We start from the raw sequence: 15,787 nt of genomic DNA on the forward strand, positions 1-15,787 counted from the left end.
TGAATTAACCAGACTCCCCAATTTGCATTACGGCAATTTTATTGCCACGCCCTTTTTTAACGACAATAGGTAACCCTTCATGTAATAAATGTATTTGTGATGGTGATATTAGCGCCTTGGCGCAAAGCAGTTGGGGGATGCCATCGATGTGAAAATACAGATCGAAAAATAAATTATTACCAAGCATTACATTAGTTTGTTGCCAGAATTCAATCCGCGACCTCAGTAAGTCTCCTCGCCAGCGCTCGCGTTTTAAAAAGATTTTCACTGACTTTAGTTGTAACGATGACTTTCTGAATGTGAAATAGGTGGCTATCATGAATAATATACTTACTGATAAACCAATAATCAAGGGTATCATTTCCCCTGGAGACATATTGGTGATCCATTTTTCAAATGACATAATTATCCCTGGTGGGTTTCAGTTCAGGCTTCACAATTCATGATTTTAGGTAAAAAGACATCTTGGTTTTCTCACAATATAGAGAGACTCCATCACTCCATCTCCCAAGGTGTTGGTAATAACTCTTTGGGATTATCAGGCATGTAGTAGATGTAAATAGTATTGTTTCTCATGATTTTTACCATATTTTGCGGGGAAATATACTGTTTAGCCGTTGCCGTCACCAGACCTGAGTCAGTATTGAAAGATAATTCCATTTTAAGTTTAGTGCTCCCTCCGCCACTCGCGCCAATTTTTTCCATGCTTAATATTTTAGCCTCGGTACGAATGCCATTTGCCTTAAACTTATCATAATTGGAGCCTGAACGATAACAATATAAGAACAAACCAAACAAAATTAAAACGGCTAATATTAATGTTTCCCACATAGAGTCAAACATAATGATCCATTAATGATGAAGTTCACCACATATTAGAAATTCTGTGAGTGTTTTTAAGTGGCCACCTAAATGGCCACGAGCATAGAAGTCTAGTGGATACCCTGTTTATTCATAATCCACATCCATAACAGCCATTCGTTTTGGCGGAACGCCCTCATGCTTTATAGTTAATTGAAGCCCCGGTTTTAATTTTGGGATTTCTGAAGCACGTACTACGGCAGCAGCATTATACTGTTTTGTCGTACCCTCAATGTTCGCCTCAAAGGTAAATACAAAATAATAATCGAAATTATTGGTCGCTTTAGTTTGACGCCAACTTACCAGTGATGCATTTTTGATCTCACCGGGCCAGCGCTCACGGCTTAACCAGTTTTTTATTTCAGTAAGGTCCCCGCCCTCTCCTTTGAGACTTCGCAACGAACCGAACAACAGAAAAAAGCTAAATGCAACCGATGCAATGACAATTAACAAAGAGTGTTGATAAATAAAGTTCATTGTTAGCTCTTTTAGATTTTAAATATAAATAATTGTCACATTATAAAAATAATGGCCTGTCATAAATTACGATTCGTTTAGGATTTTTAGCGTCGTATTTTATTGTTGTCCCATTGCCGGGTTTAAATCTCTCAATTTCTTCAAAGCTTAGCCCCATATCAACACTCGCTTCGGTTTCAACACCTTCAAGAGTTTTAAATTTTAAGGTCAAATGGTATATTGGCTTATTTCCATCCCACATACTAGTTTGATGAGCTACAATAATATCGGCATTTACTGCGATTCCTGTTTTAAGAACAGCGCTTTCAATAAACCCTGCTTTGATCATAGGGATAACGGAACTACGAAAATCCCGCCCAATAATATAGAATGCTATAAAGCATGCTACAAGCAGTATATAAAACCATTTTGTATTTAGAAAATCCATTTAATCAATTCCAGGTTATGATTTTATAGGCAGAATAAAACATCAAATATTACAGCGCCATTAAACATTTAATAATTAACGGAAGTAACCGCTATCTTTACAGGTGTGTCATTACTGTACTTTACTGATAATAACATTCCTTTCTTTAATTTATGAATATCATCGGGTCTTACAATGCCTTTCGCAATGTATTTTTTCACAGAACCGTTTATATTTGCACTAAAATAGAAATCATAAATATAATCATTGCCGTACTTTGTTTCTGTCTGACGCCATGATTCTACCGGAACCTGGATTGTTTTACCGGACCACTTATCTCTCGACAACCAGTTTTTAAGTGCTGAAACTTCAGTTTTATTCGGTTTGAATGCAGCGAATGATATACCTAATGCTATGATTGTCACCACAATGCCAAAGATAAAAGATGGTTCCGTGATGACATTCATAGGGTTGCATCCGTGCTGTTAACAAAAACTATCATCAATAGTTTACTCCATATCTCCAGGAACAAGGTAGACTTTTTCAGGGGCACCGGGGAGGTAATATAAACAAACTGTATTTTTCCTACCAATTTTAACCATTTCTTCCGGAGTTATAAAGCGACGAGCATATGTGACGACAACTCCATCGGGAATCATAAATTCAAATTCAAAATCAAGTTTCATATTTCCGGTGCCAGAGGTACTTATATGTTGTTTACTAATAATTTTAGCTTCAACTTTAATGCCTTCCTTACGAAACTTCTCATCATTATTTCCTGACTTCATTATACTGTATAAGAACCACCCAAAAACTAAAATGGTAATAAAAGCAGGCCACAACATTGAATTTAACATTTAAAAAACTTACATTAACTAATGTTTGCACTACATGTTATGAAAAAATGTAAAGTCATTAAGCAGAGTATTTGTTACTTCCCCCTCTGCTTAATAATGTCAACCAAAATTCCTATCAAACATTTCTGAAGTCAATGAAATAAAAGTTATCTGGCTTATCTTTGTTAACTCTAACTCTAATAACCTTGCCAGAGATTACATCTTCCTTACACGATGTCGGAAAAATCATACCTCTACTGCCTACTACGTTTTCACCATTGTAATCAAATTTAATCGTCAAAATTGCCGAGAGATGGTTGTTTATACGTTGATCACGGTCATACTTCACCTCAACAATCATCGCATCAATATCAACTCCGTTGGCCTTTGTTTTTTTGTCTTGATTCGAAGATAATAAATTCTGGATCAATACATAGATAACAAAGACAAGGACCACAAGTGGAATTATCCAAGCTAATTTAGGCATGATATAAGATAAAAAATTCATATTTCCTTCTAAACAAACATTATTAATGCATGAATAAATTGACTGAAAGTTCCAATCTCAGTTTCAGTCCCCCCCACAGCAAACTTCACTTTTCCACCTATCCGGCGCAACGCAATTCCTTTATTCTCAATCTTTAAACCATTAATTGAAATCCCGACCATTGGTGTAATACCTATCGAGGTTAAATTCATAGTCAAGTCATTGAGCTTAATACTGGCAGAAGCATTTTTATATTCAAAATATTCACCAGGTGTTATTATTTCAACCTTTTCCGCACTGTTTATACTTATTTTATTAGGGGAAGTTATAGTTATTCCCCCTTTTACACTTTCATTCAAGCTTCCGAGGATATTTCTAGCAACATTCCCTTTAATGTCTACTATTTGATTATTATCCACGGTAAGTTTGTCAATACCTTGGATATGCGTTACAACCCCTTTTTTGTATGTCACTCTGGTGGCAGCGGAAACTGCGCTTGTAGAGGCTGCGGCCAAATAATCTGTTGCGTAGAGCTTGGTCCCTGGTGCAGCCATAATCTGCCCAGCGGTATTTTTAATATCAAAAGGTATATTGGGAACTGCACTTTCTGTACCTTTGGCATCGACAACCTGACCAAAGATAACATCTGGCGTTTCGTACATTATCTTCGATGCCGCCAAAGTGCTAACCGTATCACCGCTTTCGGTTACCACATTGCCGGTATAACTATTACTTGAATAACCTGTAACCGATTTAGTTTCACTATCGACAATGCTTTCATTACGTCCATTAGCCGTGATAGCGATGGTTTGCCCGGCATTAAAGGTTTGCGTATCGTGGCCTACCACACTAGTGGAACGCGTATTTAGATGTGAATAGATCGTTTGCTGATGAACAACTTCATTGTGCATCCCTTCAACAGACACGTTCATATTTTTTTCAGAATGCAAATCGACGGACTCTTCACCAAGCTTATCTTCAAAAAACAGGTAACTGGCATTGTCCTGATTCCCATCCTTACTCCGCGTCATAAAGCCCATCCGGGTGGCGTCGCCGGGGAGATCCCATGGCGGCATGCTGGCTTCATTATACACACGTCCGGTGACGATCGGGCGGTCAGGATCGCCGTTGATAAAATCAATGACCACTTCATCGCCGACGCGGGGAATTTGCACGCCACCAAAGCCCTGACCTGCCCAGGCGCTCGACACGCGAACCCAGCAGGAGCTGGTGTCATCGCCTTTAGCGTGGCGGTCCCAGTGAAACTTCACTTTGATGCGGCCATACCTGTCGGTCCAGATGCTTTCCCCTTCAGGCCCGACAACTTTCGCCGTCTGCGGGCCATAGGTGCGCGGCCAGTCGGTTACCTGCGCCGGGCGATAGACTACCGAAGAGGGGATCACTCTAAAATGGATTTGGTGCGAGATATCGCTATTACCGCCGCTGGCGTAGCTGTTCTCTTCAAACAAGTAATCTGCGGCCGTCGTCAAATATTCGCCGTTATCGCTAAAGAATGGCGCATTAGTTAGAGTAAACGTTGCGCCGGGAGCGATGCCCACCGCGGTGGCGGACGCCTGAATTTGCTGATGTTCTACCTGCCAGCGCTCCTGGCGGATACGGGCGTAGAATTCACCGTGTCCGTGATCGACAAACCGCCCCGGCCAGTCGTACACGTCGATACTGCCCGGCGAGGGCGACGCTGGGTTCTGCCGCGCCTGAAACAGCCAGGCGTTAGGTTTACGGAAATCATAGTCATCGAGGCTGTAAATCCCCGGCGTCACGCTATCTTCCAGCGCCCACTGGCCGATCCCCTCTTCAGTGGTAATACCGCCCGATGCCGTCTGGTGGTAGGGAATGGTTTCATAGCCGCTTACCGGTTGATGCTGGGTGGCTGAATCGGTCAGCACCATCGTATGTTTACCCGCCTCGTGACGGAAATGGTAGGCAATCCCCTCCAGCTCCATCAGGCGGCTGATAAAGGCGAAACTACTTTCCTGATACTGGACGCAGTAATCCCAGACGCGGTAACTGCCGTTCAGCTTATCCTCAACGTTGACCTGATATTCACTCAGCAACGTATTGATGATCTGCGGTACCGTCTGCCCCTGGAATATACGCAGGTTGCGGTCGCGTTTCATCGGCCATAAGTCGGGTTCAACGATCAGTTGGTAAGCGGCGTAGCGGATACCGCTCAGTTCAACGGCGCTCACCGCCACGCGGGTAATTTTACCGTTGAAATAACGCGAACTCAGCGCGTTTTGCGTCGGAATGGTCACGGTGACCGGCTGACCAAGCAGCTTGCTGCGATCCAGACGCGCATCGCTGCCAAGCAGCGTTAAGCTGAGCTCAAACATTTCCGACATGGCTTCATGTCCGCTGAGTTTCCAGAAAAGCAGCCCCTCAACGGGGAGCTGAACGGTGATCCTGTTAGACATAATATTATTCCATTCAGGGGGATACAGTTTGTGCAGCGCTAGCTGCGCGTTAACAGTGGGTTCGGCAGATCGACCAGCACCTGTTGCGGGTCAAGGCGCAAGTAGCGTAACGGAATCGGCTTTCCCGGTTGAAAGTTTTGGATACGCGTAATATCAATAACGATATCCCGCTGACCGGTCAGCAATTCACCTTTTTCGTTAACGTAATTAAAATCGACGCTAATATTAATAAACCCGGAATTACCGCCCGAGCGGCTTCTCACATTTGTGATGGTGCCAGACACCGCAACGCCATCATTGTGGATAGCCGCTTTGAGTTTTTTATTTTTCGCATCGCGAATCAGTAATGACGCAAAAATATAAATAAACAGTAGGACCACGGCCAGAACGATTACGTTAGTAAAAACACTCATTTTCCACTCGTCAGTTTTGGCTTATCGTTAATATCTCTTACAAACACAATGGCGTTATCTTTTGGATCTAGTTTTGCCTCATAAGTCACTCCGACCTGCCAGGCATCGAGTGTAATGAGCAAAACCGTTTCCTGGTGCTTTTCCACAAGCCACGTTTTTCCATTATTTAAATCCTGTACCCGCAGATCCATATCAATGACAGGATTGTTATTGATAAATAATCCGGTTTGCCGCATTGCGAGTATCGTAACCTGGATATCGTTTCCGTTTTCGATAATCCGCTGCTCTCGCCGTTGCGAGTTTTTTACTATGCGGTTGGCAAGGTAAAAGCCGATGAAAATAATAACAAACGTCAATACTGCGTTGATAATCCAGCCTGGCGTCATTAAACACTCCTTGTTGTTCGGTGATATCTCGCTAAATGATTAGCCCACCCGCCGTTCATTGCCGGCGGAGGGATTTCGCTGTCAATTGCGCCATCTAGCCCGATGGATTAATAAGCCAGGTTCCCGGTTTGGCGATCTCCAGCGTCTGCTCGCGGGTTTGTCCATTACCCTGCAGGGTAATTTCATAATGTCCCGGCGCCAGTTTCAGCGAGGCGAAGCCATTCGTGGCCGGTTGCGTATTATGTGGTTCACCATTGAGTTTAAGCTTTTCCCCTTCCCGCATGCGCACGTAAACCTGAGCAACAGGCGCCGCCGCCGCGGCAGGTTTGCTCTCTTTAACGGCAACGGACGGAGCGGGCTGCGCGTTAGCGGTCTGCGTTGTTACCGGTGGTGTAACCGCCGCTGGCGGCTGGGTGCTGGCGCTCTGTGCTGGTTGCGCCTCGCTGCCGCCGCCGCTGAACAGCATACCGCCGGCAATAATGCCGACCAGTACGCCTGCGGCGACCATCCCCGGAACCTTATAGCGCCGCCAGTCTGTCGTGGCCGGCGCCTGTTCTTCCTCTTCGACCAGCGCCAGCATGGTGCCGGTTTTTTTGACCGACAAGACGTCATCGATACTGGACACCGGCATTTCAATCAGCTCGGCAAACGCGTCGATTGACTGGGGACGATCTTCCACCCGCAGCGCCAGAGCTTTATCCACCGCCTGTAGCAGCGGCAGCGAGTAACCCGCCGGCTTCAGCTCCGCCAGCGGCTGATAGTTGTCCTGAATACTCCGCACCACGCTCACCGGCGGCGGTGAACCCACGATCAGCGTATGCAGCACCGCGCCGACGGCATAAATATCGGTCCAGGCGCCCTGTTCGCTGTCATTATCGTCGGTATACTGCTCGATAGGCGCATAACCCGGGCGCAGCATGGTTTCGGTTTCGTCGGAGAGATTACCGATGGTCCGGCGCGCCGAACCGAAATCGAGTAGCACCGGCAGGCCGTTATCCTGGATCTGGATATTTTCCGGTGAGATATCACGGTGCAAATAGCCGGCGTCGTGAATGGTTTTAATGGCGCCGAATAGCATCGGCAGCATCCGACGGATCCATGCCTCATCGATGAGGTTTGGCTGTTGTTCGCGCAGGCGGCTCAAGGTGGTGCCGCTATAAAACAGCGTACCCATATAGGCGGTGTCGTTCTGAACCCAAAAGCGCAGCACGTGCAGCAAGTTGGGATGATTAAAGCGCGCCAGCAGCCGCGCCTCCTGGATAAAGCTGTTTAATCCGGCGGAGAACGCTTTGCTGAAGCGCTCGCTACGCAGTACCAGGGTCATATCTTCGTTACGTACCGCCAGCGACGAAGGCATAAACTCTTTTATCGCGATGGTACGTTCCAGCTGATGGTCCCAGGCGCGATACACAATGCCGAAACCGCCGCCGCCAATCACTTCCTTTATTTCAAATTCGTTAAAACGATACCCGACCGGCAGCGCGTTCAGGACAGTCCGATTGTTTTCGTGATCCGTCATCTTAAGACTCACTTTCTGATGGTGTTACGCGGCAAACTGACAATGAAACTCGCCTTGCGCATAGCTGATGCGCAGTTGCGTAAACTGCTCATCGTTACGGTTGGCGGTTAACAGAATTTGGCTCATCTGCGGCAGCAGTGTGTTGGTCAGAATCGCATCGACCATACGCCCGCCGGATTCCACTTCGGTACAACGCTGAACCACCTGCTCGACGACGCTGTCGTCAATCTCGCAGACAATGTTGTGATTGTCCTGCAGACGGCGCTGAATACGCGCCAGCTGCAGACGCACGATTTGCCCCAGCATCGCATCGCTCAGCGGGTAGTACGGCACCACCAACAGGCGGCCAAGCAGCGCTGGCGGGAAGACCTGTAACAGCGGCTGACGCAGCGCGCCGCTCAGCGCTTCCGGCTCGGGCATCAGATCCGGGTCGGCACACATGGCGCTAATCAGCTCGGTACCGACGTTAGACGTTAAGATAATGATTGTGTTGCGGAAATCGATATGGCGGCCTTCACCGTCTTCCATCCAGCCTTTATCAAACACCTGGAAGAAAATTTCGTGCACGTCCGGATGCGCCTTCTCGATTTCATCCAGCAGCACCACGCTATACGGGCGGCGGCGTACCGCTTCAGTCAGCACCCCGCCTTCGCCGTAACCCACGTAACCCGGCGGCGCGCCCTTCAGGGTCGAGACGGTATGCGCCTCCTGGAACTCACTCATGTTGATGGTGATAACGTTCTGTTCGCCGCCGTACAGCGCTTCTGCCAGCGCCAGCGCGGTTTCGGTCTTACCTACGCCGGATGGCCCGCAAAGCATAAAGACCCCGACCGGCTTATTGGGATCGTCGAGCCGCGCGCGTGAAGTGCGCACACGTTTGGCGATCAGATCCAGCCCGTGGCGTTGGCCAATCACTCGCTGGTTGAGCGTGTCGGCCAGGCTCAGTACGGCGTCAACTTCATTTTTGACCATCCGCCCCAGCGGAATGCCGGTCCAGTCAGCGACCACCGCCGCCACTACGTTCTCATCTACCGCCGCGAACAGCAGCGGCATCTCACCCTGCAGGGTTTTTAGCGCCAGCTGTTTTTCATTAAGCGTCTGGCGCAGCGCCGGCTGGGCGTCGTCATCAGCCTCCTGCAATTGCGCGCGCAACGCGATGACTTCATCAACCAACGCGCGTTCCTGCTCCCAGCGACGACTCAAGGTATCGCGTTCGGTTTCCTGCTGCTGACGCGCCTGCTTGAGTTGCTCAATGCGCTGAGCATCGCCAATCGCCACCCGGTTTTCGCGTTGGGCAATCTCCAGTTCCACATCCAGGGCGGCAATGCGCTGCAGGCAATCTTCCAACTGCGGCGGCGGCGCGCTTTGGCTGACGGCGACGCGGGCGCAGGCGGTATCCAGCAACGCGACCGCTTTATCCGGCAACTGCCGCGCGGGAATATAACGATGCGACAGCTTCACCGCCGCGTTGACAGCTTCATCAAGCAGCAGCACCCGATGGTGTTTCTCCAGCGGAGATACGGTACTGCGCAGCATCAGCAACGCTTTCTCTTCATCCGGCTCGTGGATTTGCACCGTCTGGAAACGGCGGGTCAGCGCCGGATCTTTTTCAATATATTTTTTGTACTCCGCCCAGGTGGTCGCGCCGATGGTGCGTAACTGTCCGCGCGCCAGCGCCGGTTTCAGCAGGTTCGCCGCATCGCCGGTGCCCTGCTGGCCGCCAGCGCCAATCAGGGTGTGGATCTCGTCGATAAACAGCACGATCGGCGTCGGGCTGGATTGCACTTCGTTAATTAACGCCTGAAGACGGGCTTCAAATTCGCCTTTCATGCCCGCACCGGCCTGCAGCATACCGATGTCCAGCAGCCACAGCTCAATATTACGCAACGGCTGCGGAACATCGCCTGCGGCGATCCGCCGCGCCAGCCCTTCCACCACCGCGGTTTTGCCGACGCCGGCTTCCCCAGTCAGCAGCGGGTTGTTCTGCCTGCGCCGCATCAGGATATCCACCATCTGGCGGATCTCTTCATCGCGGCCAACCACCGGATCGATTTTGCCCTCCTGCGCCCGCAGCGTCAGGTTCTGTCCGTACTGGGCCAGTGTACCCTGCACCGTCGGCGTCGCGCTCGTGTTGGCCGCCTCCACCGCCGCCTGCTGGCTTTCTTTACTGGCGGCCAGCAGCGTCTCAAAGCTCTCGCTCAAGGCATCGACATTGATTTTGCTAAACTGCGGCGAAATGCCTTTCAGAACGTTAGCCAGATTCCAGGTTTTCAGCAGCCCTATTAACAAATGGCCGCCGCGGATGCGGTTGACGCCATATTTCAGCGAGCCATAAACCCACGCGCGTTCGACGGCGCTATCGATATGCTCAGAAAGGTCGGAGACCGAGCTGGCGCCGCGCGGCAGCGCATCCAGGGCCGCGATGATATCGCGGGTCAGCGCCTGCTCATCAAGGGCGAAATGGCGGATAATGTGTTGCAGATCGCCGTCCTGCTGCTGCATCAGTTGATGCAGCCAGTGCACCAGCTCAACGTAAGGGTTGCCGCGCAGTTTACAAAAGGCGGTTGCGCTTTCCAGCGAGGTAAACAACAGCGTATCCAGTTTGCCGAAGAGTACGGCACGGCTGATTTCTGACATGTTCGGTTCCATTGATAACATTAATAAAGGTGTCAGAGAGCAGACGACATCAAGCGTCGCTCTGCTCCACGCTAAACACTAAATCGCCACGCGGCGCGGGGGCTGGTTGGTGGCCAAGCCAGGTGCTGTAACCCAGTTTGCCGTCGCCGCTGAGGACCGTACCGGGTATTTCATCGCCGCGGATAAGTACCCTGACATCCCATGCATATTCGATCCCAAGATACTGGCGGATCCAGTCGCGTAATTCGTTTACCGCGTTTTCGCCCGGCAGAAAACGGGCGTATTCGGCGGCGCTAAGCGGGCCGATTTCAAGGCGGAATTTATGCTGAACATCGCGTACCGCGACGCCGAGAAACGCCGAGACGCCCAGGCGAGGTAAACGCCTTCCCGCCCCCAGTTGCGCTTGTTCTCGCGAGGTCAGCGGCATCCATTGCGGCACGTTGCTGATCATGTTGACCGGGACTTTGAAGTAATTTCGCAGGATCTTCTCCAGCCCTTCCGGATCCCGACCATGGCGGCTGAGATGGCCTGCGTGGGTGAAACGCGCATGCGGGCTCAGGTCGCCCTTCTCCAGTTGCCCCGGCTGACCCATGCCGATGAGTGAGGCGAGATAGCGCTCAAAGCGGCGGTTATCCGCACGGTCTAACGATACCGTTGGCTGCGCGTCGGCCCAGGCGCGGTAGAACAGTAGCGTCAGGCGGTGATGAAAGAGATCGGCAAAAGCGCTCAGGCTGTCGTCCTGATGATGATGAATACGCTCGCGGGCGTATTCGGTCATATGAACCGGCAGCGGGCCATTAGGGCCGAACAGACCGAAGCTGAGAGTCGATATCTCATGCACCGCGCTATTTGCCCGTTTTTGCGCGCTGGCTAGCGTTGCTGGCGCAAAACCCATTGATGGCGTTTGCCCGATGCGCAGCGATTCAAATTTCGGCAGCGGTGCGCGCCCAAGCGGATAACGTTCGCCCCCTTGTGCGTCAATGCGGCGCAGCAGATGAAAAAGATCGTAGCGCCAGGGCGCGGCGGTAACCTCGCGCCAGAAAACGTCCGCCAGCGGCGTCAGGCGATGAATGGTAGCCAACGTGTCACTCATATCAGCGCCCTTTTCCCCATTCGCGGCGCCCAGTAACCGATTTCGCCGCGCTGCTGGCTACATAAGGTGAATTCGGTAAAGCTGTTGAGCGACACCAACCGGGCAAAGACCCGTTCCAGTACGCTGCCAAACAGCCACGGGCTGGCGCCGGAAAAAGCGCGCTCGTCAACGGTCAAGGTAATGCCGATACCGCGGGCGAAGACGATCGGCCCCGGCTCCGGCACCCGGCGATGAACCGGCTCCAGCACGCAGTGGCGTACCCCTTCGATTTGGCGGGCCACGGCGGTCTCCGCCAGCCCGGCATACAGCCCAAGCAACTGGCGCAGCGCTGCTGCGCCTTCGCCATTTTCACCGTCCATCAGGCTGAGATAGTTCATCTGCAGCTGGCTTATCAGCCGCCAGGTGCTAAGCCCTTCCGCCAGCGCCGGTCGCGGCGGCGTCGGGCCGCTACGCATTTTCAATGTTTTTACCGGTAGCGAATCCGCCAGCACGAATTGCCCCAGCTCCTGTTGTAGCATCAACGGCAGGTCGCGGCTGGTGCACAGCACCTCGGCGGTGATGTAACGCAGATCTTCCTGCCACGGCGCATGCTGCTCATCGACCAGTGAGACAAAGGTCTCAGAGCCGGTATAGCCGGTACGCGTGCCATAGCGCAGCGCGTGTTCGGAAAGCACCCGCTGTTCGCGGCGCAGTGAAAAATAAGCGCCGTAATCTCCGGCATCCTTGCTCCATGAACTCCAGAATGGACGGAACTCGCGATCGTCGCGGTGGCCATCGGCGCTGCCGTGAATTTTACTCACCGAATAGATTTCGTAGTCCAGCGGGCGGATGTTATCGACCACCAGATGGTATTCATGTTGGCTGTCGCTCAGCGACTGGCGGGCGGCGATTTTCGGAAACAGGTTAATCACCGGCGTGCAGTGCAACGCGAAGTGGTTAGCTTCCACCACTTGTTCCAGCCGGTCGTCTGTTTTATCCAGCAGGATAATGATATCGAAGGATTTTTCTTCCTTGCACTGGCCGATTAACTTGCTGAGGCCGTTAATACTGATAAAGCGGAAGCGCGCCGGGAAGGCAAAGTATTCGTGCAGCAACCGGTAGCCGTCAAAATTGCGAAGATCTTCCGGTAGCAGCGCCTGATTGGCGGCGAAACCCTCTTGTTGTATAGCCTCTTCGCTCAGCGAAAAACGCAGCGGATCGCGCCCGGTGGTCTGGCACACCACGCCGACCTGGTGGGCAAGAATCAGCTCCAGCAGGCGCAGCGCCTCAATATCCGGGCCGCTTAAGAAAAACGCCAGCCGGTCAAAGGTCAGATGACCAAGATGTTGAGCCCCTTCACAGCTTATACGCAGGCGCAAAGCGCTGACGGCGCCGCGCTGGCTGAGCCCAAGCGCGGCCAGCGGCACATCGGCGGGGATCCCGCCAAGTTCGGCTTTCTCAATACGCAGCGGCAACAGCGTGACATCGTGCGCGGTGGTATAGCTACAGGTGACGCCGTTTTTCTTCAGTACCTGGCTGTCCATCATCGTACCGCGCGGCACCACGAAACCTTTACTCAGATCGCCTTTATTGATGTCCGGCTGCAGTTCGGCAATCGCCATCGACGGCGTAGGCGCCAGATAATTGGGCGCGATCATCTCAAGCAGGCGCTGTGAAAAACGCGGGAATTCGGCGTCCATTTTTAGCTGCACGCGGGAAGTCAGAAAGGCGAACCCCTCCATCATCCGCTCAACGTAAGGATCGGCGACCTCAATACCGCGCATGCCCAACCTGCCAGCAACCTTCGGATAGCGTTCGGCGAATTCAGCGCCCATCTCACGCAGATAGGCCAGCTCGCGGTTGTAATATTCAAGCAGTTTGCCTTCCATCGTTACCCCGCGTCTTTCAATTCAAAGTGGCCATTTTCGAGATCCACATCGGTACGGAACAGAAACTCTAATGGATACGGTACGCACCACAGCCGCCCTTTAATTTCAATCGACAGGACATTATGTAAATCCAGTGACTGGGTATCAGAAATACAGCGGACCTGCAGCCCCTGCGGCAGAATGCGCGGTTCGAAGCTGATAATCGCCTCGGTAAGTTTGCGCTGAATATCCTGCCACTCAATATCCGACATCCGTTTCCCGGCCAGCGGCGCGACGCCGAAATTAACCACCGAACGGCGCACGTGCGCCAGCGCGTCCAACGCCTGCGGATCGTCATGATTGATGGTATTAAACAGCCACTGCAGATCGCGCAGCACGTGACGGCGCAGCGTACTGTGGGTGATCAGGTTGCTGTTAAGCGGCTCCGATTTTTTCTGCGGCTGATTATCGGTCAGGCGGTCGAGCAGCGACGGCTGCATCTTATCGCGGGCACCAATGGTCTCTTGTTTGCTACGCGCCTGCCAGCCGCTGCGCAGCGCGTCACCGTCGCGTACCGGTTTGTTCATGCAAAACTCACCACGTCGAGAGAGAGAATCGGGAATTCATCGTTATCGTTAAGCCACACTTTCTGCCCATGGCCCTGATACAGCGCGCCTTCGTCGTCCAGCGGCTGCCACTCGGTGGCACGGCCCAACTGAAAGCGTGCTTCCGCCTGCGGCGTGACAGGGTAACGCGCGGGGATCTGACACACCTGCTCGCTTCCATCGGTCAGGCGCACCAGCGCATGGCGCCACACCAGATCGGTGACACTCGCCGGGGCCTGAAAACGAATTTCGGCGATAGCGGCAAACGGCAGCCAGCAATACCGGCCATTGACGATAAGTTCGCAAACCGGGCCCAGACGCGCGTCACCGTCCATCAACCAGTGAAAAGCGGCCGCGGGGGTATCCGCCTGATTGAGATTGCCAGGATTAAGGGGCGCCTGTTCAAAGGCGGCCAGCCGCTGTCGCTGGGCGGTTTCTGAATCGGAACAAAGCGCGGAGGCCAGCGCAGAAAGCCACGGCCACTGGCTGTCCGGCATCTGCGGGCGGGCGCTGCCGGCAAATACCGCATCGCGCTGCTGCTCGCCCTGAATGCTCTGTTCCAGCAGGGTGACCGTTGGCTGGGCCTGCGGCTTCAGCGCCAGCCAGCTTTTTAGCTGCGCCAACGCACGCGTCCAGTTACCGCTCAGACATAGAAACTGGACGAACGCCGCACGTAAATCGGCATCGGCGGGACGGCTTTTGATCTCGCTTTCCAGGCGCTGCAGCGCCGCGCCGACGCTTTCGCCAGCCAGCTGTTGATATAGCGTGTTCATCGTCGCTCCTTAGTTTGCCGCGCGCCATGCGCCGGCCGCCGGGTTACGCAGCAGCGGGTGCAGGCCGTCGATCAGCACAACGTTGAGTTTAATATCCGGCGCCAGCCACGGCGTCCAGACGCTACGCGCCGCCTCTATCCGCGCCTGTAGACGCGACGGATCGTTGGCCAGTTCCTGGGACATTTCGATAGCCAGCGTGCCGGTCATCTGCCAACCGTTTTGCCCGGCGACATAGGGCAGGATCATCCAGCTTTGTTGAGCGTTTTCATTGCTGACTACCATGCGTTGATTATTGACTGCAGTGATGAGTAGTTTATTGGGGTCAGCGGCGGCATTGAGACCCAGGACCGGGAAACCATGTACGAAGGTCACGGTGCTCTGCTTTTCTTTACCGTTAACGGATTGAGTGATGATGGTGCGACCGCTCAGCCAGCCGCCCTTTTCGCAACTACCGGATTCAACGGCGGGGATGAATAAGGCGGCGGCGTTTTCCTGCCAGAAGGTGCGCAGTCGACAGCCGCCCTGCAATGTGAACTCCTGCCACGGCGTGCGGTCGGCGGCGGGAGACAGTTTTTCCGCCTTCTCTTCCGGCGGCAGCCAGGCTGGCGCGACGGGCTTTTCCGCCGCCGCGGCGGTCTCGGCGGGCGCGACTTTTACCGCCCATTTTTTGTTTTTCGCCGCGCTTCCCTGGGCAATATGCCCATTGTTAGCGTCAACCAGCGTCCAGTTCAGCTGCTGTAAACGCGAACACTGATGCTCCATTAACGCGCCGACGCGTGGCAGGAAGTTATCCAGTATTTTAACGTTCTTGTTACCGTTGGCGACGATGCGTAGCGCCACTTCATTAGCGCACCAGCTCTGCGCGGTATTACCCTTGATGTTATCGATCCAGACATCCAGTTTTTGCGAAGGCGATTGCACGATACGGTAGTTTTCCGCCTGTGCGACGCCGGTGGCGGCAAATAGTGCCGCACCCAATATCCAATGTTTCATAAAAATCCTTCTTAGCCTG

At 52.3% G+C, this 15,787-nt stretch carries 17 protein-coding genes; all 17 read right to left on the reverse strand.

Annotated elements, in window-relative coordinates:
- Positions 1-4: 4 nt before the first annotated feature.
- The gene (locus ABLV08_RS01530; protein ID WP_047038510.1) at positions 5-403 is read right to left on the reverse strand and encodes a hypothetical protein; all 399 of its coding nucleotides are present in this window, start codon (positions 401-403) and stop codon (positions 5-7) included.
- A gap of 92 nt (positions 404-495) precedes the next feature.
- A complete protein-coding gene (locus tag ABLV08_RS01535; RefSeq protein ID WP_063410352.1) occupies positions 496-843 on the reverse strand; it encodes a DUF3592 domain-containing protein in 348 nt (115 codons plus the stop codon).
- Between the two features lie 105 nt (positions 844-948).
- On the reverse strand, positions 949-1,338 hold the full coding sequence (locus ABLV08_RS01540) for a hypothetical protein (protein ID WP_047038503.1): 390 nt from the start codon (positions 1,336-1,338) through the stop codon (positions 949-951).
- Between the two features lie 40 nt (positions 1,339-1,378).
- Positions 1,379-1,765 carry a DUF3592 domain-containing protein gene (locus ABLV08_RS01545; protein WP_047465422.1) on the reverse strand — a complete coding sequence of 129 codons (387 nt, stop codon included), beginning with the start codon at positions 1,763-1,765 and terminating at the stop codon, positions 1,379-1,381.
- Positions 1,766-1,833: 68 nt separating this feature from the next.
- A complete protein-coding gene (locus ABLV08_RS01550; protein WP_047038500.1) occupies positions 1,834-2,211 on the reverse strand; it encodes a hypothetical protein in 378 nt (125 codons plus the stop codon).
- Between the two features lie 42 nt (positions 2,212-2,253).
- Positions 2,254-2,601, reverse strand: a complete 348-nt coding sequence (locus tag ABLV08_RS01555; protein ID WP_227505135.1) for a DUF3592 domain-containing protein — start codon at positions 2,599-2,601, stop codon at positions 2,254-2,256.
- A gap of 115 nt (positions 2,602-2,716) precedes the next feature.
- Positions 2,717-3,088, reverse strand: a complete 372-nt coding sequence (locus tag ABLV08_RS01560; RefSeq protein ID WP_045366031.1) for a hypothetical protein — start codon at positions 3,086-3,088, stop codon at positions 2,717-2,719.
- A gap of 8 nt (positions 3,089-3,096) precedes the next feature.
- Positions 3,097-5,502, reverse strand: a complete 2,406-nt coding sequence (tssI, locus tag ABLV08_RS01565; protein ID WP_227504960.1) for a type VI secretion system tip protein TssI/VgrG — start codon at positions 5,500-5,502, stop codon at positions 3,097-3,099.
- A 38-nt stretch (positions 5,503-5,540) separates the two neighbouring features.
- The gene (locus ABLV08_RS01570) at positions 5,541-5,915 is read right to left on the reverse strand and encodes a DUF3592 domain-containing protein (RefSeq protein ID WP_015366576.1); all 375 of its coding nucleotides are present in this window, start codon (positions 5,913-5,915) and stop codon (positions 5,541-5,543) included.
- Positions 5,912-6,301, reverse strand: a complete 390-nt coding sequence (locus ABLV08_RS01575) for a hypothetical protein (protein ID WP_032711657.1) — start codon at positions 6,299-6,301, stop codon at positions 5,912-5,914. Before ABLV08_RS01575 ends, ABLV08_RS01570 begins: the two co-directional genes overlap by 4 nt.
- 94 nt (positions 6,302-6,395) lie before the next feature.
- Positions 6,396-7,820, reverse strand: coding sequence for a protein kinase (locus ABLV08_RS01580; protein ID WP_032714522.1), 1,425 nt, complete (start codon positions 7,818-7,820; stop codon positions 6,396-6,398).
- Positions 7,821-7,844: 24 nt separating this feature from the next.
- Complete coding sequence (gene tssH, locus ABLV08_RS01585) at positions 7,845-10,457, reverse strand: type VI secretion system ATPase TssH (protein ID WP_348855466.1); 2,613 nt, start codon at positions 10,455-10,457, stop codon at positions 7,845-7,847.
- A 49-nt stretch (positions 10,458-10,506) separates the two neighbouring features.
- Entirely contained in the window at positions 10,507-11,550 is a 1,044-nt protein-coding gene (gene tssG / locus ABLV08_RS01590; protein ID WP_047077551.1) for a type VI secretion system baseplate subunit TssG, read from the reverse strand.
- Complete coding sequence (tssF, locus tag ABLV08_RS01595; protein WP_015705451.1) at positions 11,547-13,418, reverse strand: type VI secretion system baseplate subunit TssF; 1,872 nt, start codon at positions 13,416-13,418, stop codon at positions 11,547-11,549. Before tssF ends, tssG begins: the two co-directional genes overlap by 4 nt.
- A gap of 2 nt (positions 13,419-13,420) precedes the next feature.
- Positions 13,421-13,984 (reverse strand): type VI secretion system baseplate subunit TssE, encoded by a 564-nt coding sequence (gene tssE, locus ABLV08_RS01600; RefSeq protein ID WP_015366570.1) that lies wholly within the window; start codon positions 13,982-13,984, stop codon positions 13,421-13,423.
- Positions 13,981-14,775: a type VI secretion system accessory protein TagJ gene (locus ABLV08_RS01605; protein ID WP_045360898.1), complete on the reverse strand. Its 795-nt coding sequence runs from the start codon at positions 14,773-14,775 to the stop codon at positions 13,981-13,983. Before ABLV08_RS01605 ends, tssE begins: the two co-directional genes overlap by 4 nt.
- Before the next feature lie 9 nt (positions 14,776-14,784).
- Positions 14,785-15,768: a hypothetical protein gene (locus ABLV08_RS01610; RefSeq protein ID WP_045360900.1), complete on the reverse strand. Its 984-nt coding sequence runs from the start codon at positions 15,766-15,768 to the stop codon at positions 14,785-14,787.
- Positions 15,769-15,787: the final 19 nt, after the last annotated feature.

This window comes from Klebsiella sp. CN_Kp088 (genome assembly GCF_040064335.1).
Lineage (GTDB): Bacteria > Pseudomonadota > Gammaproteobacteria > Enterobacterales > Enterobacteriaceae > Klebsiella > Klebsiella aerogenes.